The organism is Alkalihalophilus lindianensis (assembly GCF_032843265.1).
Taxonomy (GTDB): domain Bacteria; phylum Bacillota; class Bacilli; order Bacillales; family Bacillaceae_D; genus Alkalihalophilus; species Alkalihalophilus lindianensis.
The window spans coordinates 822,979-840,770 of sequence record NZ_JAWJBA010000001.1; the positions used below are offsets into that span (position 1 = coordinate 822,979).

At 39.3% G+C, this 17,792-nt stretch carries 13 protein-coding genes; 4 read left to right on the forward strand and 9 right to left on the reverse strand.

Annotated features, from left to right (window positions below):
* Nucleotides 1-23: 23 nt before the first annotated feature.
* Complete coding sequence (locus RYX56_RS04465) at nucleotides 24-1,106, reverse strand: hypothetical protein (RefSeq protein WP_317120932.1); 1,083 nt, start codon at nucleotides 1,104-1,106, stop codon at nucleotides 24-26.
* Between the two features lie 136 nt (nucleotides 1,107-1,242).
* Nucleotides 1,243-2,532 (reverse strand): glycosyl hydrolase family 18 protein, encoded by a 1,290-nt coding sequence (locus RYX56_RS04470; protein ID WP_317120933.1) that lies wholly within the window; start codon nucleotides 2,530-2,532, stop codon nucleotides 1,243-1,245.
* Nucleotides 2,533-2,710: 178 nt separating this feature from the next.
* Here RYX56_RS04470 and RYX56_RS04475 point away from each other — a divergent pair, with 178 nt between their 5' ends.
* Nucleotides 2,711-3,166 carry a hypothetical protein gene (locus RYX56_RS04475; protein WP_317120934.1) on the forward strand — a complete coding sequence of 152 codons (456 nt, stop codon included), beginning with the start codon at nucleotides 2,711-2,713 and terminating at the stop codon, nucleotides 3,164-3,166.
* 106 nt (nucleotides 3,167-3,272) lie between these two features.
* Nucleotides 3,273-3,677, forward strand: coding sequence for a secondary thiamine-phosphate synthase enzyme YjbQ (locus RYX56_RS04480; protein WP_317120935.1), 405 nt, complete (start codon nucleotides 3,273-3,275; stop codon nucleotides 3,675-3,677).
* A gap of 33 nt (nucleotides 3,678-3,710) precedes the next feature.
* Here RYX56_RS04480 and ku read toward each other — a convergent pair whose 3' ends face one another.
* On the reverse strand, nucleotides 3,711-4,544 hold the full coding sequence (gene ku / locus RYX56_RS04485; RefSeq protein WP_317120936.1) for a non-homologous end joining protein Ku: 834 nt from the start codon (nucleotides 4,542-4,544) through the stop codon (nucleotides 3,711-3,713).
* Between the two features lie 103 nt (nucleotides 4,545-4,647).
* Here ku and RYX56_RS04490 point away from each other — a divergent pair, with 103 nt between their 5' ends.
* Nucleotides 4,648-6,495 (forward strand): DNA ligase D, encoded by a 1,848-nt coding sequence (locus tag RYX56_RS04490; protein WP_317120937.1) that lies wholly within the window; start codon nucleotides 4,648-4,650, stop codon nucleotides 6,493-6,495.
* Between the two features lie 26 nt (nucleotides 6,496-6,521).
* Here the strand turns inward: RYX56_RS04490 and cydC are convergent, their stop codons facing one another.
* The 4 genes from cydC to RYX56_RS04510 all read right to left on the reverse strand — a co-directional run bounded on the left by cydC (nucleotide 6,522) and on the right by RYX56_RS04510 (nucleotide 13,344).
* Nucleotides 6,522-8,237, reverse strand: a complete 1,716-nt coding sequence (cydC, locus tag RYX56_RS04495; RefSeq protein ID WP_317120938.1) for a thiol reductant ABC exporter subunit CydC — start codon at nucleotides 8,235-8,237, stop codon at nucleotides 6,522-6,524.
* Nucleotides 8,234-9,967 (reverse strand): thiol reductant ABC exporter subunit CydD, encoded by a 1,734-nt coding sequence (cydD, locus tag RYX56_RS04500; protein ID WP_317120939.1) that lies wholly within the window; start codon nucleotides 9,965-9,967, stop codon nucleotides 8,234-8,236. The genes cydC and cydD overlap by 4 nt, the downstream gene beginning before the upstream one ends.
* A 171-nt stretch (nucleotides 9,968-10,138) precedes the next feature.
* Nucleotides 10,139-11,563, reverse strand: a complete 1,425-nt coding sequence (locus RYX56_RS04505; protein ID WP_317120940.1) for a DEAD/DEAH box helicase — start codon at nucleotides 11,561-11,563, stop codon at nucleotides 10,139-10,141.
* Nucleotides 11,564-11,973: 410 nt separating this feature from the next.
* Nucleotides 11,974-13,344 carry a hypothetical protein gene (locus RYX56_RS04510; protein WP_317120941.1) on the reverse strand — a complete coding sequence of 457 codons (1,371 nt, stop codon included), beginning with the start codon at nucleotides 13,342-13,344 and terminating at the stop codon, nucleotides 11,974-11,976.
* 296 nt (nucleotides 13,345-13,640) lie between these two features.
* Here RYX56_RS04510 and RYX56_RS04515 point away from each other — a divergent pair, with 296 nt between their 5' ends.
* Entirely contained in the window at nucleotides 13,641-15,032 is a 1,392-nt protein-coding gene (locus RYX56_RS04515; RefSeq protein WP_317121305.1) for an LVIVD repeat-containing protein, read from the forward strand.
* Between the two features lie 259 nt (nucleotides 15,033-15,291).
* Here RYX56_RS04515 and cobT read toward each other — a convergent pair whose 3' ends face one another.
* Together cobT and RYX56_RS04525 are read right to left on the reverse strand one after the other, a co-directional pair.
* Nucleotides 15,292-16,338 carry a nicotinate-nucleotide--dimethylbenzimidazole phosphoribosyltransferase gene (gene cobT, locus RYX56_RS04520; protein ID WP_317120942.1) on the reverse strand — a complete coding sequence of 349 codons (1,047 nt, stop codon included), beginning with the start codon at nucleotides 16,336-16,338 and terminating at the stop codon, nucleotides 15,292-15,294.
* A gap of 68 nt (nucleotides 16,339-16,406) precedes the next feature.
* Nucleotides 16,407-17,792: a HAMP domain-containing sensor histidine kinase gene (locus tag RYX56_RS04525; RefSeq protein ID WP_317120943.1), complete on the reverse strand. Its 1,386-nt coding sequence runs from the start codon at nucleotides 17,790-17,792 to the stop codon at nucleotides 16,407-16,409.

Genomic DNA, 17,792 nt, shown 5'->3' on the forward strand with positions numbered 1-17,792 from the left:
GCCATGGCGAGTGCTTTCTCATTTCACTTTATGATTCTCCATTCACTTGTAGGTGATTCTCTTTGCAAGCAGAAGGTTGACGTCATCTCTTCTTCACGCTTTCCTTTTCGTGCGAGTAAGTACGTAAACGGGATCTCCACACGCAGGAGTTCATCTGTTTTTCTAGTATGCTCTTTTGTAATCCGCATCAGTTCAATCTGCTTTAATTCGTTTTTGGTTATATGTGTCTGTGGTGAATAAAGCAAGCGTGCTAGGTCTACATCATCATGATTAATAGCTGTCGCAAGTAAATGAATGATGTGTTCAGGTGGCTGCTGTTTTACAAAAGGATCAAGTAATCCTGCTGCCTTGTGAATCATCACTTGATGCGAGAGGTCTAAATTTTTAGTCTTATGTGTCACACTTCCGGCAAAGTGGATACAAAAATGACCTGGAAACCCATTCGCTAATGCTCCACCTCCGTGTGGCATCCCATGCATGGATGCAGCAATAACTTGTCCCTTATGTTCAACAAGAATGGCACGTCGCTTCCAGCTCCATTTCCCACCATAGATTCCCTTCATAATTTGAGTATCTTTTGCCGTTAAAGGTTGGACATCCGCATGATTTGCTCCTGCTCTTCTCTGTCCCTCAAAACTAAGCCCCGTTTCTAGATCTGTTATGGTGAATGTAGTGTATCGAGGGATGTGTGGATCGACCTCTTCCCATTTCCACAATTCACCAAAATGCTGCTCTTCTAAACCGAGAAAATAAGTATTGATTTTCGACCATACATCCGCATTTTTTAACTTATATTTAGTTTTGCTTTCCAGATCATAGAGGTAGCCTCTCTCATCAACTGAAAAGGATTGGATCATGTACCCTTGATCAATCGTTATCATTCGGGTGGAAAAAGGAACTTCGTGTACTTTTTGAATTGGTTTTGCGCTTACTATTGCTTCTTTCATTAAACTTGAACGTATTTCCAACTCCGTTTGATTGACAGATTCAGTTGAAGATTTGACGATGAACATCACAGAAGCCAATTCATCTTTTGCCGTCGCTTGGTACGGCAGCCCTCCCATCATGAACACCACAATTAAAAATATCATCATTCGTTGTCTCATTTTCATTCCCGCCAATCGATTGTGTTTAACCCTAATGTGTTTGTACTCTTTAACTATTTGCAAAACTCCTCACAATCAAACAGGGTGTTAATGGAAATGAAAAACCTCTAAACCATTAGGTTTAGAGGAATGAATGTTACACTCGTTTATTTATCGTGAAGTTATCTTCAAGCAATAACCAGTTTTGAGGGAAATCCCAACCGAGCACCCAGTAAAAGAGACCCCGAAGTCCAAATTCTTTTACGAGATCAAACTTTGCTTGTATGCTTCTCGCATCATCAAACCATACTTCATGCTGACGTCCCTCCTCATCAACGTACCTGAAAAAAGGAGATTGTGCCGTCTGATCATATTCAATGGCAGCATTGTATCTTACAGCGAGCTGGATTGCTTGTTGGTGGTCGATTGCCCTTGCTCTTGATTCACCGGCTACATATGGCAGTGTCCAGTCATATCCATATAAAGGAATACCCATCATGATTTTATCATTCGGCATTTGGGAGGCTGCAAACTCAATCACTCTTCGTACCTGATCAATCGGGGCAACAGCTCGTGGAGGCCCGCCCGTCCAGCCCCATTCATATGTCATCAGAAAGACGAAGTCAGCAAGTTCTCCATGAGTAGCATAGTCATGGCCCTCATAAAGAACACCTTCCATCCCTGCTTCTACTTGTGGAGCGAGGGCGCTTGATAAGTAGAACCCCTTTTCATCAAGTCTTACTTTCGCTTTTCTCATCAGATTATTATATGCCTCGCGATTTTCGGTCCCTAAATACTCTAAATCAAAATCAAGACCCAGATAGCCTTTCTCTTCCATGATCGCAATGGCTTCATCTAATAAGCGATCTTGTAACTCCTCGCTTTGAAGAACTTCAGTAGCAAGCTCTGTACTGAAACCTCCATCTTCAATATTTGTGATCACCATCAACGGAATCGCATTTTGACTATAGGCTGTATTGATAATGACCTGATCATCAATAGGGCGAAGTGTGCCATCACGATTCATTTCGTAACTGAAAATGGTTACATAGGTAAGATACTCCGCCACTTCTCCAACAACATTGGCTGAATCTTCTCCAGTTATACCGAGGTCCACATATGCACTCACATCAATTGTAGGTTTTTCTCTGAAATCGGTCGCGATATACAATCGTTTCCACACATGCAAATCACGTGTCGAATAAATTTGATTCATTCTCGTAATACTCTCTGGTGAAACTTGATACCGTTGGCTTACTTCCCATATATTCTCTCCTGGTTCTAACCAGTGGAACCTTCCTGAGACTGGAATCACTAATGCTTGACCGACGACTAATTGCTCCGGATTTAGTAGTTGATTGGCTTCAATAATGGATTCGTATGACACTTCGTATATTCTTGCGATCCCCCACACTGATTCACCTTGTGACACAACATGAATTTGCAAAATTCCGCCCCCTTATTTTTTTGTTTTCTCTACCCGCGTGCGAAATCGCTCCTCTACAACCTTATTCTGTAGAAGAGAATTAATGCCTGTACAAAAGGAAATTTATATGGATTTTTTTGTGTCATTTGGGTAGATGTTGAATAGGCTAACGGTGAGAGTATTTTAAGGAGGCCAAAACATGAATCACTTTAACAGCAATCAAATGAGAAATCACCATATGCCAAATGGGATGAACGGGCAGATGCCATCAATGATGAATGGGAATGGACAGATGCAAATGCCGGGAATGAACGGACAAATGCCACCTGAGATGATGAATGGAAGTGGGCAGATGGAGCAACCAACGCAAGAGGATATGTACAATTTCTGTAGCCAATTTATGCAGCACCTTGTACAGTTTGGAACGACTGACGGGAATATGCACGACGGGATTATTGAAAACGTTAATCAAGAGGGTGTCATGATGTTGATGCCTGATGGAGACGATGATACTCGTGATAGTAACATGACTCATGACCAGCGACAATTTGGCTATGGCTATGGATACGGCTATCCAAGAAGGTTCCGCCGCTTCAGACGCCAATTCTTTCCATTCTTTTTATTAAGAAGCTTATTCTTCCCTTATTTTTATTAAGTAACAAGAAGCCATCACCAAGTGTGATGGCTTCTTCTCATCCTTACCCTAGATGTTTTTCTCTGCAAAAGTAGGGGTACTATACGAATGAGAAGGGGTGATTAGGATGGAGAAAACGCTACAAATGAACACGAACAGCCGTGATCAAATGATTGATATCACGAAGCAGGTTGAAGAGTGGATGCAAGAAATTAATGCTAACAATGGAATGATCATCGTTTCCTCTCTTCATACAACAGCCGGAATCACGGTAAATGAAAATGCAGACCCTGACGTTAAAACGGACTTTTTAAGAAGGCTTGATGAGGTATACCCTTGGGAACATCAACTAGACCGTCATGCAGAGGGTAATACAGCTGCTCATATGAAAACAAGTACGGTAGGACATGCACAAACATTGATCGTTTCAAATGGCAAGCTCGTACTCGGTACATGGCAGGGCGTCTACTTCTGTGAATTTGATGGACCGAGACAAAACCGGAAGATCCAATTGAAAATGATTTCATCATAAAAAAGGCTGTATCGAATCGATACAGCCTTTTTCTTATGCATTCTTTTTAGCCTTAGCCGTCGATGTGCGCTTTTTAGCTGCAGGCTTTTTCTTTTTCGTCTTATCAATCGAGGCTTGAAGAGCTGACATTAAGTCCGTTACATTAGATTCTTTCGGTTTTTTGTCTGTTGCTGAAACGGTTTTCTTACCCGTTTTCTTCTCTTCAATTAAATCCATTAAAGCACTTCGATATTCATCATGGTATTTCTCTGGATCAAAATTGGTCGTTAGTTGTTCAACTAATAGTAATGCTGTATCAAGCTCTTTTTTGACGATCTTTTGGTCTTCTGGCAGATTAGGAACATCATCCATTTTACGTACTTCATCCGGAAAATGAATCGTCTCCATAATCAATCCATTTTTATAAACTCGGACTACAGCGAGCTGTTCCTTTGAACGAATAATAATTTTTGCAATCCCAATCTTACCGGATTCTTGCAGTGCTTCTCTTAAAAGACTGTACGCTTTCGCCCCGCCACTATCTGGTGCCATGAAGTAACTCTTCTCAAAATAAATTGGATCAATTTCGTCTAATTTCACAAAATCAATAATCTCAACCGCTTTCTCTTCCTGTTCCTTCTTTAAATTCTCTAGGTCCTCATCATCTAATACGACAAATTTATTTTTCGCATATTCATATGCTTTAACAATGTCCTCATTGGCTACTTCTTCTTCGCAATCCACACATCTTTTTTGATAATTAATCGGGGTATGGCATTTCTTGTGAAGTTGTCTCAGCTTAATATCTTTATTATCTGTAGCTGTGTGTAGTTTAACAGGAATATTCACCAGTCCAAAACTGATGCTTCCCTTCCATACTGTATGCACACTCATCACCTGCTTTTTTTCTTACTATGCAATAGTATGAACGGAATTATGTATAGAAGAGATTATTTATCAAAGGCTATCACTAAAAAGAAAGCGAGTTTCTATGATGAAACCAATGCTGCTAAGTTCAACAACCACGATTCCTTCCCGTGAAAATTGGTTGTTTGAAGTAAAATACGATGGCTATCGATGCTTGTTAGTATGGGAAAAGGAAGTTCCTCGTTTAATCAGTCGCAGCGGGAAAGATCTCACACGTAACTTTCCAGAGATTCTAACGTACTGCAAAAGCATTTACGAGGACATAGTCGACTATTTACCTTTAATAATTGATGGAGAATTAGTCTATTTAATCAATGATGTACAAAGTGATTTTTCAGTTGTTCAGCGACGTGGTAAATTGCGATCAATTGAGAAGATACACATATGTTCTAGACGATTGCCTATTCATTATGTGGTTTTTGACTTACTGCAAATCAAAGGAAAGAGTTTAACGGAACAACCTTTATGTAAGAGAAAAGATGCACTAGAAAAGCTTTTTCAAGACCTTTCTCTTCCGATTGGAGTGAACCGAGAGGAGCCACCTCTCATTCAATGCCTTCAAATAAGCTCAGATGGTCACAAACTTTGGGAGGAGATCGTATCGTTCAATGGTGAGGGTATGATTGCGAAAAAAAAGAAAAGCATCTACACATCTTCACGTTCAAAAGAGTGGCTAAAACTGAAAAATTGGCGTTTCATTGATGTAATTATCACGTCGTATGATAAAAAGAATGGTTATTTTCATGGCTCGGTTTATAAGGAAAAGGACTTAGTGGAAGTGACGATTTTCCGTCACGGCCTAAGCCAAGAAGAAGCACAGACCCTGTCGACTCTTTTTCAAAAAAACGGGGAGAAAGTTGGGAAAGAAAAATGGGCCCTTTCCCCTTCTATCTGCGCAAGAGTCTCTTGTATTGGGTTTGATGGCAAGCAACTTCGCGAACCAGCTTTTCATTCTTTTTTAATCGATGTTGAACCTCAATCTTGTACGTGGAGGTCATTACACCGGGCACTTAACCCGCTTCCGCCACAAATTGAATTGACTCATGAGGATAAACTCATTTGGCCTTCCATTCAATTTGTAAAAGATGATTATATTCTTTATTTACAGCAGGTGTCTCCCTACTTGCTTCCATTTTTTAAAAATAGATTGTTAACGGTTATCCGCTATCCACATGGGGCGGGAGGAGAATCCTTCTTTCAAAAAAATTGTCCTGAATACGCCCCTTCTTTTATAGAAACGGCAATAAAAGATGATATTGACTACATCACTTGCAATGATATGACAAGCTTACTATGGCTAGGTAACCAGCTTGCTCTCGAGTTCCACATTCCTTTTCAACCTATCGATACACGCAATCCAACAGAAATCGTATTTGATTTAGATCCACCTAGTGTCGAGCACTTCCACTTGGCTCGAACAGCAGCTCTTCAGATGAAAGAGATCTTTGATCGTTTTTCTCTCATCTCTTATGTTAAGACATCAGGAAATAAAGGGCTTCAATTATATATTCCGCTCCCGCCTAATCAATTTTCATATAAGGAAACGAGGATATTTAGTGAATTTATTAGCCATTTCTTATGTGAACAATCTCCAGATTTATTTACCGTTGAACGGTTGAAAAAGAATCGAAATGGACGATTATATGTGGATTATATTCAGCACGATGAAGGCAAAACGATTATCGCTCCTTATTCCCCACGCGGACATGATAAAGGGTTAGTTGCGACTCCGCTCTATTGGGAAGAAGTAACGGAATCGTTGCATCCTGATCAATTTACCTTACCTAACGTTGTGGAACGTCTACGAGATCAAGGAAATCCATTTAAAACATTTAACGAACATCTCATTAAGCAGGGCAAATCATTCCGTTCGGTTCTTGATCAGTTAATGACTCTACAAAAAGAACCTTAGCACTTAGCTAAGGTTCCCCGAAAACATTAAATCAATAGATTTTTTTCTAATTGCTTCATTTCATAAAAGTACCCTTTACTGTTGATTAGCTCGTTAAATGTACCTGTTTCAATGATCAAGCCTTTTTCCATGACAATTATTTGATCCATTTTCTCAAGCCCCATTAAACGATGACTAATGATAATCATCGTATCTTGTTTTGCTTGATCTAGTAAGTGGTCATAGATTTTTTTCTCAGTTAAAGAATCAACCGAAGAAGTCGGTTCATCAAGTAGCCATAACGAGCCTCCTTTTAGCATCGCTCGTGCAATAGCTAAGCGCTGTTTTTCACCACCTGATAAATTCTCACCCTTTTCGTACACCTCATCCGTTAGAAAAAAGCCATCTAAATCCACTTTTTTAAGGGCATCCATCATCTCTTCCTCTGTTCGATCCGGGTTAGCAAGCAGTAGATTTTCTTTGATTGTGCCGTAGAAAAAATGATTTTCTTGCAGCACCACATTTGCATGTTCCCAAATGCTTTCTTGATTCAGCTCATCAATGGGATGATTATCAATCTTAATTTCACCTGAATCTGCTTCTTGAATGTTTAAAAGAAGCTGCATCAGTGTTGATTTTCCTGAGCCACTCGCTCCTACAACCGCCGTTTTTGAGCCTTTTGGAAACTGGACGGTCACATCGTTCAGCGTCGGTCTTTCTTCGTTTGCAAATGAAAAAGAAACGTTTGTTAATGAGATTAACTTAGCACCACCTAAAGATAAATCGTTCACTCTTTCAACAAATTCCTTTGGATTCGTATCCACCACACTGTACAGTCGTTTCGCAGCATTGCGGCTATCTTCAAAGTGATTAGGGAAGACCGCCATTGGTGCTGCATTTTCAAAAGCCGTAAGAGAAATCATCATTAGCATTGCTAGAAATAACCCATCTAATTGACCAGTACTCACAAGGTAAGCCCCTAAAGCTAAGACTCCCCATGAAATGAATAAAGAGATCATTGTGTGAATGGACTGATTGGCCATCGCTAACTGGCCTTCCTTCTGTTGCTCAACAACATACTCAGTGGATGAATCGATCAGCTCAGATTTTTTGTCTTCAAGCTGCCCGTAAATTTTCAGATCACGATATCCGTACAATAACTCTGTTGTCTCCGTTGATAATGCTCCTCTGCTTGTGCGTGTAGAGAGTTTCTTTTTCTTCTGACTTGCTGCAAAGCATGCAGGAATGACAATCGCAGTGAGTAGTAACCCCAATAGCAGCAACAAAGAGATATAAATGGAATAAAACATCGTAAAGACAATCGTCGCTAAAAAGACAAGAGCAAGTACAATTGGTGGGTAAAAGACACGCAAGAAAAAGTTTTGTAAGCTTTCCACATCTCCTACGATACGTGATAATAAGTCCCCACTGCGATAACGTTGAAAGAGATTAGGTGCTAATGGCTCTAATTTCTCATAAAACGAAACACGTAGGTCACTTAACATCGTGAAGGTTGCTCGGTGTGAAAAGTATCTTTCACCATACCTTGCGACCGCTCTCGTAATACTAAATAATTTTAAGAGCGCAATAAGAATTGTCAGCGCATAAAGCGGCGGTGTAAGAGCAGCCTTTGATATCAAATAACCACTAGCAGAGAATAATCCTATAGCAGCGAGGCCAGCAAGGAAGCCAAGTACTACTGAATAGACAATGTCTTTCTTCTCTGTTGTCATCAATTTAATGATTGTCGTTAAATCCTTCACTTAATTCCCCCTCCTCGCTGTACACTTACCATATTTCGATAAGACTCTAGTGAATGAATCAATTGCTGATGGGTTCCTTGTCCAATTTGTTTCCCGTTTTCTAATACAATCAGTTTATCTGCATGTTGAATTGTATGGAGACGATGTGCAACGGTAATCACGGTTGAGGTCATAGAAAGCTCCTCAATGGATGCTTGTAAGATTTTTTCCGTTTTTAGATCAAGACCGGTTGTCGGTTCATCAAATAAAATAATCGTCGGCTGTTTTAGAAAAGCTCTCGCAATCGCAATTCGCTGTTTCTCGCCTCCAGATAAACCTCTTCCCCCTTCACCAATTGGCGTATCATAACCGTTCTCCAATTCATTTATTAAATCCTCGATCCCAGCTTTGGCAGCCGCTCTCTCGATCTCTTTAAGTGTTGTAGGTCCCCTTCTTCCGATAGCGATATTTTCTGCAATCGTTCCTGAGAATAAATAAGGGTTCTGCGAGATATAACTTACATGATTAAACCACTCATGTTCTGCATAATCCCTTTGAGGTCTGCCCTTTATAAGTACCTCCCCACTCGTTGCAGGAATGAGCCCAGCAAGCACATGAAGCAAGGTTGTCTTTCCAGCTCCACTCCGCCCAACGATTGCCACTTTCTCAAATGGAGCAATATGCAATTGAATATCTTTTAATGCAAACTTGTCCTCTCCATACGAAAGGTGGAGGTTCATCAATTCAATCGCAGGAGGCGTATTATTTGTATCAAGCTTTGCTTCACCCCATTTGATCGGAGGTGAATCCTTTTTAAGCTCTTCAGAGATTTTTTTGGTAGCCCCCATACTCCCTCTTCCAGTATGAAAGGCGCTTCCAAGGTCTTTTAAAGATAAATAAAATTCAGGCGCTAACACCAAGACGAAGAATGCAGCATGGAAAGTAATGCTTTCAAATAAAACCAAGCGCAGACCCACTTCAAGAGCAATTAACCCTATACCAAGCATTGAAATGAATTCAAGCATTAAAGACGAAATAAAAGCAATTTTTAACACGTCCATAGTAGCATCGCGAAATCCATGACTACTTTTTTGAATGGACTGTTTTTGCTCTTTAGCTCGACCTAATAGTTTAAGCGTTGTTAAGCCTTGCAACGTATCAAGAAACCGACCAGAGAATGCTGCTAACTTATCCATCTGCTCTTCAGATTTTTGCTGCGTCTTCATCCCGATAATGATATAAAAAAGCGGGATAAAAGGTGCTGTAATGATCATGATCAAAGCCGTATAAATATGTGTTGTAAAAACAGCTATTAAAATCATCAATGGAATAATAGATGTTTGAATAACTTGTGGAATGTATTTGCTAAAATAACTATCAACCTCATCGACTGCATCCATCATCACACTTACCTTCTTACCCGATTGTCCCTCAAGAGATGATTGAAGTGGATTTGTCGTATAGCTCTCGACCAAAGATTGTCTGAGCTTCGCCTTTACCGAGGTCGCCATACTCACCCCAAGATAGCCATTTACATAGGTAAGTGACACTCTAAGTAATAAAGCGCCTAATAGCCAGAGAAGCATCGAAGTGATTTCTTTGAACGAAGCACCTTGAAGAAAGACATGATCGACGATTGTTACGATAAAGTAAGCTTGTGCCACAACGGAGGCCCCTGTGAGTATAGCCGTCATGATAAGCAGCAGTCTTATTTTTTTATAGGATTTAGCTATTTGCTTAAGCTCTGTCATATGCATGTTCTCCTATTTTTGTTATAGTCAAACTAAAGTTAGTGAAGTTTTTCACAATGTTTGTATGAAGTCTATTATAAACAATCTCTACAGAAATTGCATCTGATCTGATTGAACGAAACTTGAACTTTCTAAAAAGCCACCAATATCTGATTGGTGGCTTTACTACACTTATTTTTTTGCTTCATGAACCTTTAACTGTTTCCCTTTAACCGTACGTTCACGCATTTCTCTTAACACGAACGGACCTTTTCCATTTAAAATTTCCACGTAAGTAGAATTTTCTTGTATCGTAATAATTCCAATATCATCAGCTTGAATACCATCAATCGATGAGATCGTTCCGACAAAATCAACCGCTCTTATTTTTTTCTTCTTACCACCATTAAAATATAACTTCATAATCGTTTGATTAAGTTCTTTTGCTTTATCCGTCTTAAGAACGGGATCTTTGTTTAGTTTTAAGTGATACGCATTAGTAGCCTGTTGAACATCTTTTTTTGTTGGGGGCGATACTCTTACGAGCGTGTGACCAACAAACTCCTCAATCTCTTCGATAAACTTTTCTTCAAACGGTGCAACAAATGTAATCGCTTTGCCTGTTTTTCCAGCACGTCCTGTTCTCCCTGTACGATGCACATAACTTTCTTTCTCTTCCGGTGTATCAAAATTGATAACTAACGAAATATTTTCAACGTCGATTCCTCTGCCTGCTACACCCGTTGCTACTAAGTAACGAAACGCTCCTCGCTTAAAATCATTCATCACACGAAAACGATCTTCTTGTCTCATTCCACCATGTAATTTTCTTGCAGGAATAGTCGCTTTTGATAATTGTTGTTGCAGCTGATCCACTTGGAGTTGCGTTTGACAAAAAATGATGCAGCTATCTGGATTTTCAGTAATTAATACATCTTTTAGTAACTGATATTTTCCCTCTTTTTCTGCTTCAATTACAGTATGTGAAATTTTAGCTGTTTGATTGGATGGGTGTATGACAATGTTTGTTGGATTGTTCATATGCTCGTTAGAAAGTTCCTCAAGATCCGTTGGAAAAGTTGCAGAAAATAACATGGTCATTCTCTCTTTTGGCAACGTTTCAATGATATCTTCTACTTGATCAATAAATCCCATATTTAGCATTTCATCTGCTTCATCAATGACTAAATAGCGAATTTGGCTTGTTGCCAGTGTACCTTTTTGAATGTGATCATAAACGCGGCCTGGCGTGCCAACAACCACGTGATTTTTTTGTTTTAATTCAATTTTTTGTTTTTCATAAGATTGTTTGCCATATATTGCTGCTGCTTTAATCCGTTTAAAACGGCCGATGTTTGTGATCTCATCTTTAACTTGGGCTGCTAGTTCTCTTGTCGGTGTTAACACGAGTGCTTGTGGTTTATTTTCTTCCCACTCAACCAGCTCACACAAGGGAATAGCAAATGCTGCTGTTTTCCCACTGCCCGTTTGTGCTTTTACAATCAAATCATTATGTTTAAGGGCAACTGGAAGAACTTCACGTTGAACATCTGTTGGTTTTACGTAATTCAGTAATTGTAATGCTTGCTTTATTTCTTGACTAAGATCTTTATACATAACGGGATAACCTCATTTATTAGTTAGTTTGAATTGACATCATATCCTTAGAATGTGCATCTACGCTTTCTTCATAACGATTGATCCCAATCCTTCTTTTTTTAAAATTGATGTGTATATAAAATGGTGATCTGGCTAGAATAAGGTTTGAGGGCAGCAATGTTCCTCACCAACCATACCCCATCATTTTAACATGATGATTAGATATACAAGTTGGATGATTTTCGATTATACCTTTTATGAGGTGATTGCATTGTACAGGAACCAGAAATTTCAAGAATGTTTTTAACATGAATGAGATGAGGTGTCTGTGGCAGACAATAATCGTTACGACCCCAGATTGTAAGTTTATAGGGTAAGGTATAAGGAGATGACCACCTTTGCGTTGGTCATCTCCTTTTTTGTGGTTATTATAAAAGAAAATAGCCAATCAACGTTCCAACCCCACCATAAAGGATCGCAAAAGGCATATTACGAAGTACGATACGGTATGGATTTTGCATCGTATTCATCGATGTCATCGTCACCGTTACCCCGTACGCTCCAACTGTAGCGGTAGCCAGTGCCCCCGTTATTAACACCATCCCAATACTTAGAGGATTAATAACGGTATATAATGGTTGAAGTACTTCCGCTAAAATACCGATGGTTGCGACAGGATGAACTCCAATCATACTCATTAGTAAGTATGTGGCTTGAATTAAAAGCAAGATGATTAATGGTGTATCGGCAGCTGCGAAGAATGGCTGCTGAATCATTTGCAAGAAAGGCGTCTCATTAAGGCTTGATGAGAAAAACGCAAGCGATAAGAATAATACCACAAAATTTTGCATGTGATTCGTACGATGCTTCCATGTACCCCAGCCAATCGCTAAGAAACTGCGCATCCTATTCATAATCAACGCCCAGCAAAAGCTAAAGGGCAATATAACAAGCGTGACAGATAAGATAAAGTTTAGCTGATAGGCGTTTCCTATCCCGACGACAATAAGCAAGAATGCCGTTAAAGCGATCACTAGCTTCGTTATTTTCCATGCAACTACACTTGATTCAATCGTTCTCGTGGCACGATTATGGGCTGGTTCGTAAGGTAATGACTTATATCGCTTACTCCCCCAGACCATATCAACCGTTATAACGATGAAGGAAACGAGCAATAACCACGGTAAATAGCTTAAATAACTGACTCCCGTTGCATCAACTGTCATTGCCACCATAATCTCCATCGGACTCCAACAAAGTGCTACAGCAAAAGCCCTCAACGTCGTTTGACTGATAAAAGAATCTTGAATCTTCTTTTTCATCTTCGCCATATTCTCAAGCAAGACTTCTTGTGAGATCGATAATGCCGAAAGATTAATGAAGGCACATAAGGTATATGTCGTAAAAGAACTTCTGACATACAGCTTCCCTAAATCAGATACATTCGCTTTCATTAATTCGTTAATTCGACGATCAAATCGTCCTGCCCGAACGACACTGTTCATCCAAGGTAGAACAGTTAAAAAGGCGAGAAGTGGCATCGTTGACGTAAAGTATAATGGGATTTGATAAAATGGTAGCCCGGAATACATGTACATTCCAGTACCTACCACAATAAAAATACTACCCAGAATACGGAATAGCTTACTAGCTCCGGCAAAGGACAGCAAAAGCATCGGTATAGCAAGACTCCCTACAATATAAGATATTACCTCACTAGCTATAAATGTATTTGCTATATATATGAGTAAAATAACAGTATAGACAACGTATAATCGTTGCTTTAAAAATGAATTCATCTCTTTCCCCTTCTAACTCTTTCAACTTTTACATCTCTCCACTTTACTCCTATTTATAAATAGAAGCAATGAGAATGTTTCGCATCCAGAAATAAAGTAGTACTTTTTTATATTGAAATCGTTTTCTATGCAATTAATATAGATACCATTTACTATTGCACTTTAGGATAAAAGCATCGCTTTCTTCGATTAACGAAATAATTAGTATACTAATAAAGGGAAATCACTTTAGTATGTCGAATTCCGAAAAGGTGCAATAATCTAAAAGTTAACTGGAGGTTATACTATTGAAAAAAATGAGAGACGTAGTTTTAAAATCTACACTAGCCAGTGCGTTAGTACTATCTGTAGCAGTACCAGCGGTTATCGCCCATGATGCATTAGACGAAAGCGGACTTCAAAAGGGAGAACGTATCGTTTTCTCTAATGAAGACCTAGCTACTCTTGGTGAAGCGACCAATGATGGAACTGGTAAAGTGTCAAGCCTAAATGAAGCAGCCTCTGTTCAGATCCAAAAAATCAATGGGGATGCTCAAAATAACACAGCAGATGTTTATGCACATAAAGGGTATGCTTATTTAGGAACACATACTGCAGGAGGAGCAAACGGCGGTGTCCGTATATTTGATTTAAAGGATCCATCGAACCCAGAAGAGATTTCGTACTTTGCACATGATGATGTTCCTGGAACTTGGCAAGAAAAAGTTATTGTGAAGTCAGTTAACACAGCGAACTTTAAGGGTGATTTAGCCGTCGTAAGTGTTCAACAAAGAAACAGAAATGCTAATACAGCTGGTGGGTTCTTACTATATGATGTCACAAATCCACACGAGCCCCAAAAACTTGGCTTTTATGAAGTGTATGACAATGCTGCTGGTACACATGAACTGTATCTTGCTACACAAGGAAATCGAGCTCTCGTTTTTACTTCTAACCCGTATGTTGATTATTACAGCCATGGTGAGGAAAAAGATTTCCAAATTATTGATGTATCAGATCCTGCCAACCCAGAAAAGCTATGGGAATTTGACCCTCGTGATGTTCCGGGTGTAGATGATTCTAATTTTAATGGGTATCACTGGAATACTCCCGATGGAAAAACAAGAGCTGTCTTTAACCATAGTGTGATTACAGATAATAATGCTCAGTATGCGTATGTATCAATGTGGGATTTAGGCACCGTTATCTTTGACGTACGAGATCCTGAAAATCCTGTATACCTCGGGCGTACTGACTTCGCTTCTGACCAACAAGGGGCTGCCCATTCAGCAGCACTTGCTCGTGGTGGTAACATCTTAATTGAAACAAGAGAAGTATATGTTCCTGTTCGTGAAGGCTATGAAGAATCATACGGCTATACTCGTATTTTCGATATCAAAGATAAAACAAATCCTAAACTTCTAAGTGAGTTCAAAACAGATTTAACAGAAAAAGTTGAAGACGGAAACACATTTGCTAATACAGTGCATGACCCTAAAGTTCAAGGTAATACTCTATATTTAAGTCATTATGCAGGTGGCGTTTATATGGTTGATATTTCAGATCCAAGTAATCCTGTTCAAATCGGACAATATTCACCTGATCAGGGAGATGTCTGGGGAGTATTCGTTGATCGTAACTATGTGCTAGCGTCTGATATGGGACAAGGTCTAAAAGTATTGGTACGAGGAAACAAGCAAAATAAGTAAATGCATGATAAAAAGAAAGAGGCTGGGACAAAAGTATTTTAACTTATGGAAAATCGAACATTACTGATACGGTCTATGTAGACCGCTCCTAAAATATACTTCGCTTTCCGCGGGAAGCTGGTGAGCCTCATCGTGCTACGCACTGTGGGGTCTCACTTCTGCCTTTTCATCCCGTAGGAGGTCTACGTATATTTCATCCGCTCATTTAGCGCTTCGTTCGTATCCTGAGTTAAACCTCTTAGATATGTCCCAGCCCCTTTTATTGATCAGAGATTCCAGCTGATTGAAACGTTGCCATTTCACTCAGCATACGTGTTGCTGATTCGATCAGTGGGAATGCAACAGCGGCCCCTGAGCCTTCACCAAGGCGTAGTCCTAAGTTAATTAAAGGCTCTTTACCTAGGGCGTGAATCGCTGTTAAATGTCCTGGCTCAACCGATTGATGAGAGACAATCATGTAATCAATCACATCATTTGAAATTTTACTAGCCACTAAAGCTGCGACCGTGGAAATAAATCCATCAAGTATGATTGGTACACGGTAACTAGCAGCAAAGAGCATGGCACCGGCCATCCCAGCAATTTCTAATCCTCCAACTTTTGCCAATACATCTATAGGGTCATCGGCATTCGGTTTTCTTCTTTCAATCGATTGTGTGATGATATCCACTTTATGTAACACACGCTCACTTGTGATACCCGTCCCAAAGCCAACCAACGTATCAATAGGTTTCCCTGTAAGGACAGCTAAGATTGCACTACTAGCTGTCGTATTGGCAATCCCCATCTCACCTAATATTAGGCTTTCAACTCCTTGATTGATGATGAATGATTCTGCTTGTCGCATTCCAATTTCGATTGCTTCTATTGCCTCAACTTTTGTCATTGCCTCTTCGATAAAAAAGTTTCCTGTTCCCATACGGACTTTATCAGTAATGAGATCTTTATCGTTTATAGTTGATTTCACACCTATATCGATTACCTTCAATGTTGCACCAATCTGTCTGCTAAAAACATTAATGGCTGCACCACCATTTAAGAAATTCTGGACCATTTGCAGGGTCACTTCTTGTGGGAAGGCAGATACCCCTTCTTCGGCAATGCCGTGATCAGCCGCAAATACTAACACACCAGCTGGTGAAACAACCGGAAAGGGCTTACTTTTCATCTCTGCTAACTCTACTGCTAATCCTTCAAGCTTCCCTAAACTGCCAGGGGGTTTCGTAAGGGTTTGAATATAGGAATCTACTTGTCTTCCTACTTCTTTGTCTAAGGCTGGAATCTTTATCACATTTTGCAAATTCATTGATTGGTACCCCTTTCATGATCATACAATTAATACTTATTGATTGAAGTATAATTCATTTCACTTATTTATTCAGCAGGGATTTTAATTAAAAAGGTTGCTCCTTCTCCTATTTTACTAGATACAGAAATCTCCCCTTTATGCAAGTGAATAATTTCTTTTGTGATCGCAAGCCCTAAACCACTTCCACCAAGTTTAGTTGAACGAGAGGCATCTACACGGTAGAATCGCTCCCAAATTCTATGGAGATCTTTCTTAGGAATCCCCGACCCATCATCACTTATCTGTATAATGCATACCTTTTTTTCTTTAAAGATTGTCACTTCAATTTGACCTCCAGGATCTGTATGGCGGATCGAGTTTGATAGTACATTCATGATCGCCCTCTCAAATTGCACCTGGTCAATTGAAACGTTTATATCAACGCTATCTGCATGCATATTAAAATGAAGTTGTTTTGCTTTTAAATCAAGCTTTATTTTTGCTTGTAGTTGAGCAAAGAAATCATACATATTTGTTCTTTCTTTCTCTAACTGATATTCTCCCTCTTCATATTTCATTAGTTGAAATAAATCATTCACTAAATGTTCCATCCGAGAGGCTTCTTGATAGATGACGTTAGATTGCTCTTCTACGACTGTTGGCTCTAGTTGATGATCTTTTAATAATGATGAATAACCTTTGATGTAGGTAAGCGGCGTTCTTAGATCATGAGAAATATTTGTAAACAACCGCTGCCTTTCGTCACGGTATTCTTTAAGATTTTTTGCCATTAAAGAAATGTCTGTTAATAATTCAGATACTTCGTCCTTGCTAGTAGACGATGGCACATCTACTTCAAAATCACCTAATGCAATTTTCCTAGTAAGCAGCTGGGCTTTTTTCACAGGAGCACTCAGGCGCTTTGACAAATAAATGCTTAACATAACGGCTAAGCAAACGGTAAAAAATCCAATAACAAATGTTAACAGCAAGAGATTGTTTCTCGTTGCCTCAAAGCTTCCTGTATCTTGATCAAGAAACAAATATCCGCTAACTCCTTCTTCTGATGAAAAAGATGTGAAAGACCATGCATGTGGAATATGTTCTTCCATTGTTTCAACAAATTCGGTATGTTTTGATTGATCAGCGTGTAAAATGATCCAATCTTGATAAGTGGCGATCACTTCATTAGTAAGAGGTCTTGAACTCTGAATCACTTCCAACGATTGATCAAAAATAACAAATGAATTTTCCTCTTGTCCTGCTTCCATCATCATGACATGATCAAAAGTTGTCACGTCTGAGTGGAGTGCTAATACCTTCGTATGGGCTTCAAGCCTGTTCTCGACTCCTTCTTGAAGCTGATGTTTGTAAAAAGATTTAGATATGTGATAAAAAGAAAGGTTCGTAATAATGATGACAAAAACAGTAGATAAGAAGATAGTAATTAATAATTTTGTAGCAAGCTTCAA

Excerpts from the sequence above, each read along its gene's own strand:
- RYX56_RS04490 (WP_317120937.1), top strand. The coding sequence starts at position 4,648 with ATGATGAAACCAATGCTGCTAAGTTCAACAACCACGATTCCTTCCCGT.
- RYX56_RS04515 (WP_317121305.1), top strand. The coding sequence starts at position 13,641 with ATGAGAGACGTAGTTTTAAAATCTACACTAGCCAGTGCGTTAGTACTA.
- cobT (WP_317120942.1), bottom strand. The coding sequence starts at position 16,338 with ATGAATTTGCAAAATGTGATAAAGATTCCAGCCTTAGACAAAGAAGTA.
- RYX56_RS04475 (WP_317120934.1), top strand. The coding sequence starts at position 2,711 with ATGAATCACTTTAACAGCAATCAAATGAGAAATCACCATATGCCAAAT.
- cydD (WP_317120939.1), bottom strand. The coding sequence starts at position 9,967 with ATGACAGAGCTTAAGCAAATAGCTAAATCCTATAAAAAAATAAGACTG.
- RYX56_RS04505 (WP_317120940.1), bottom strand. The coding sequence starts at position 11,563 with ATGTATAAAGATCTTAGTCAAGAAATAAAGCAAGCATTACAATTACTG.
- RYX56_RS04510 (WP_317120941.1), bottom strand. The coding sequence starts at position 13,344 with ATGAATTCATTTTTAAAGCAACGATTATACGTTGTCTATACTGTTATT.
- RYX56_RS04465 (WP_317120932.1), bottom strand. The coding sequence starts at position 1,106 with ATGAGACAACGAATGATGATATTTTTAATTGTGGTGTTCATGATGGGA.
- RYX56_RS04480 (WP_317120935.1), top strand. The coding sequence starts at position 3,273 with ATGGAGAAAACGCTACAAATGAACACGAACAGCCGTGATCAAATGATT.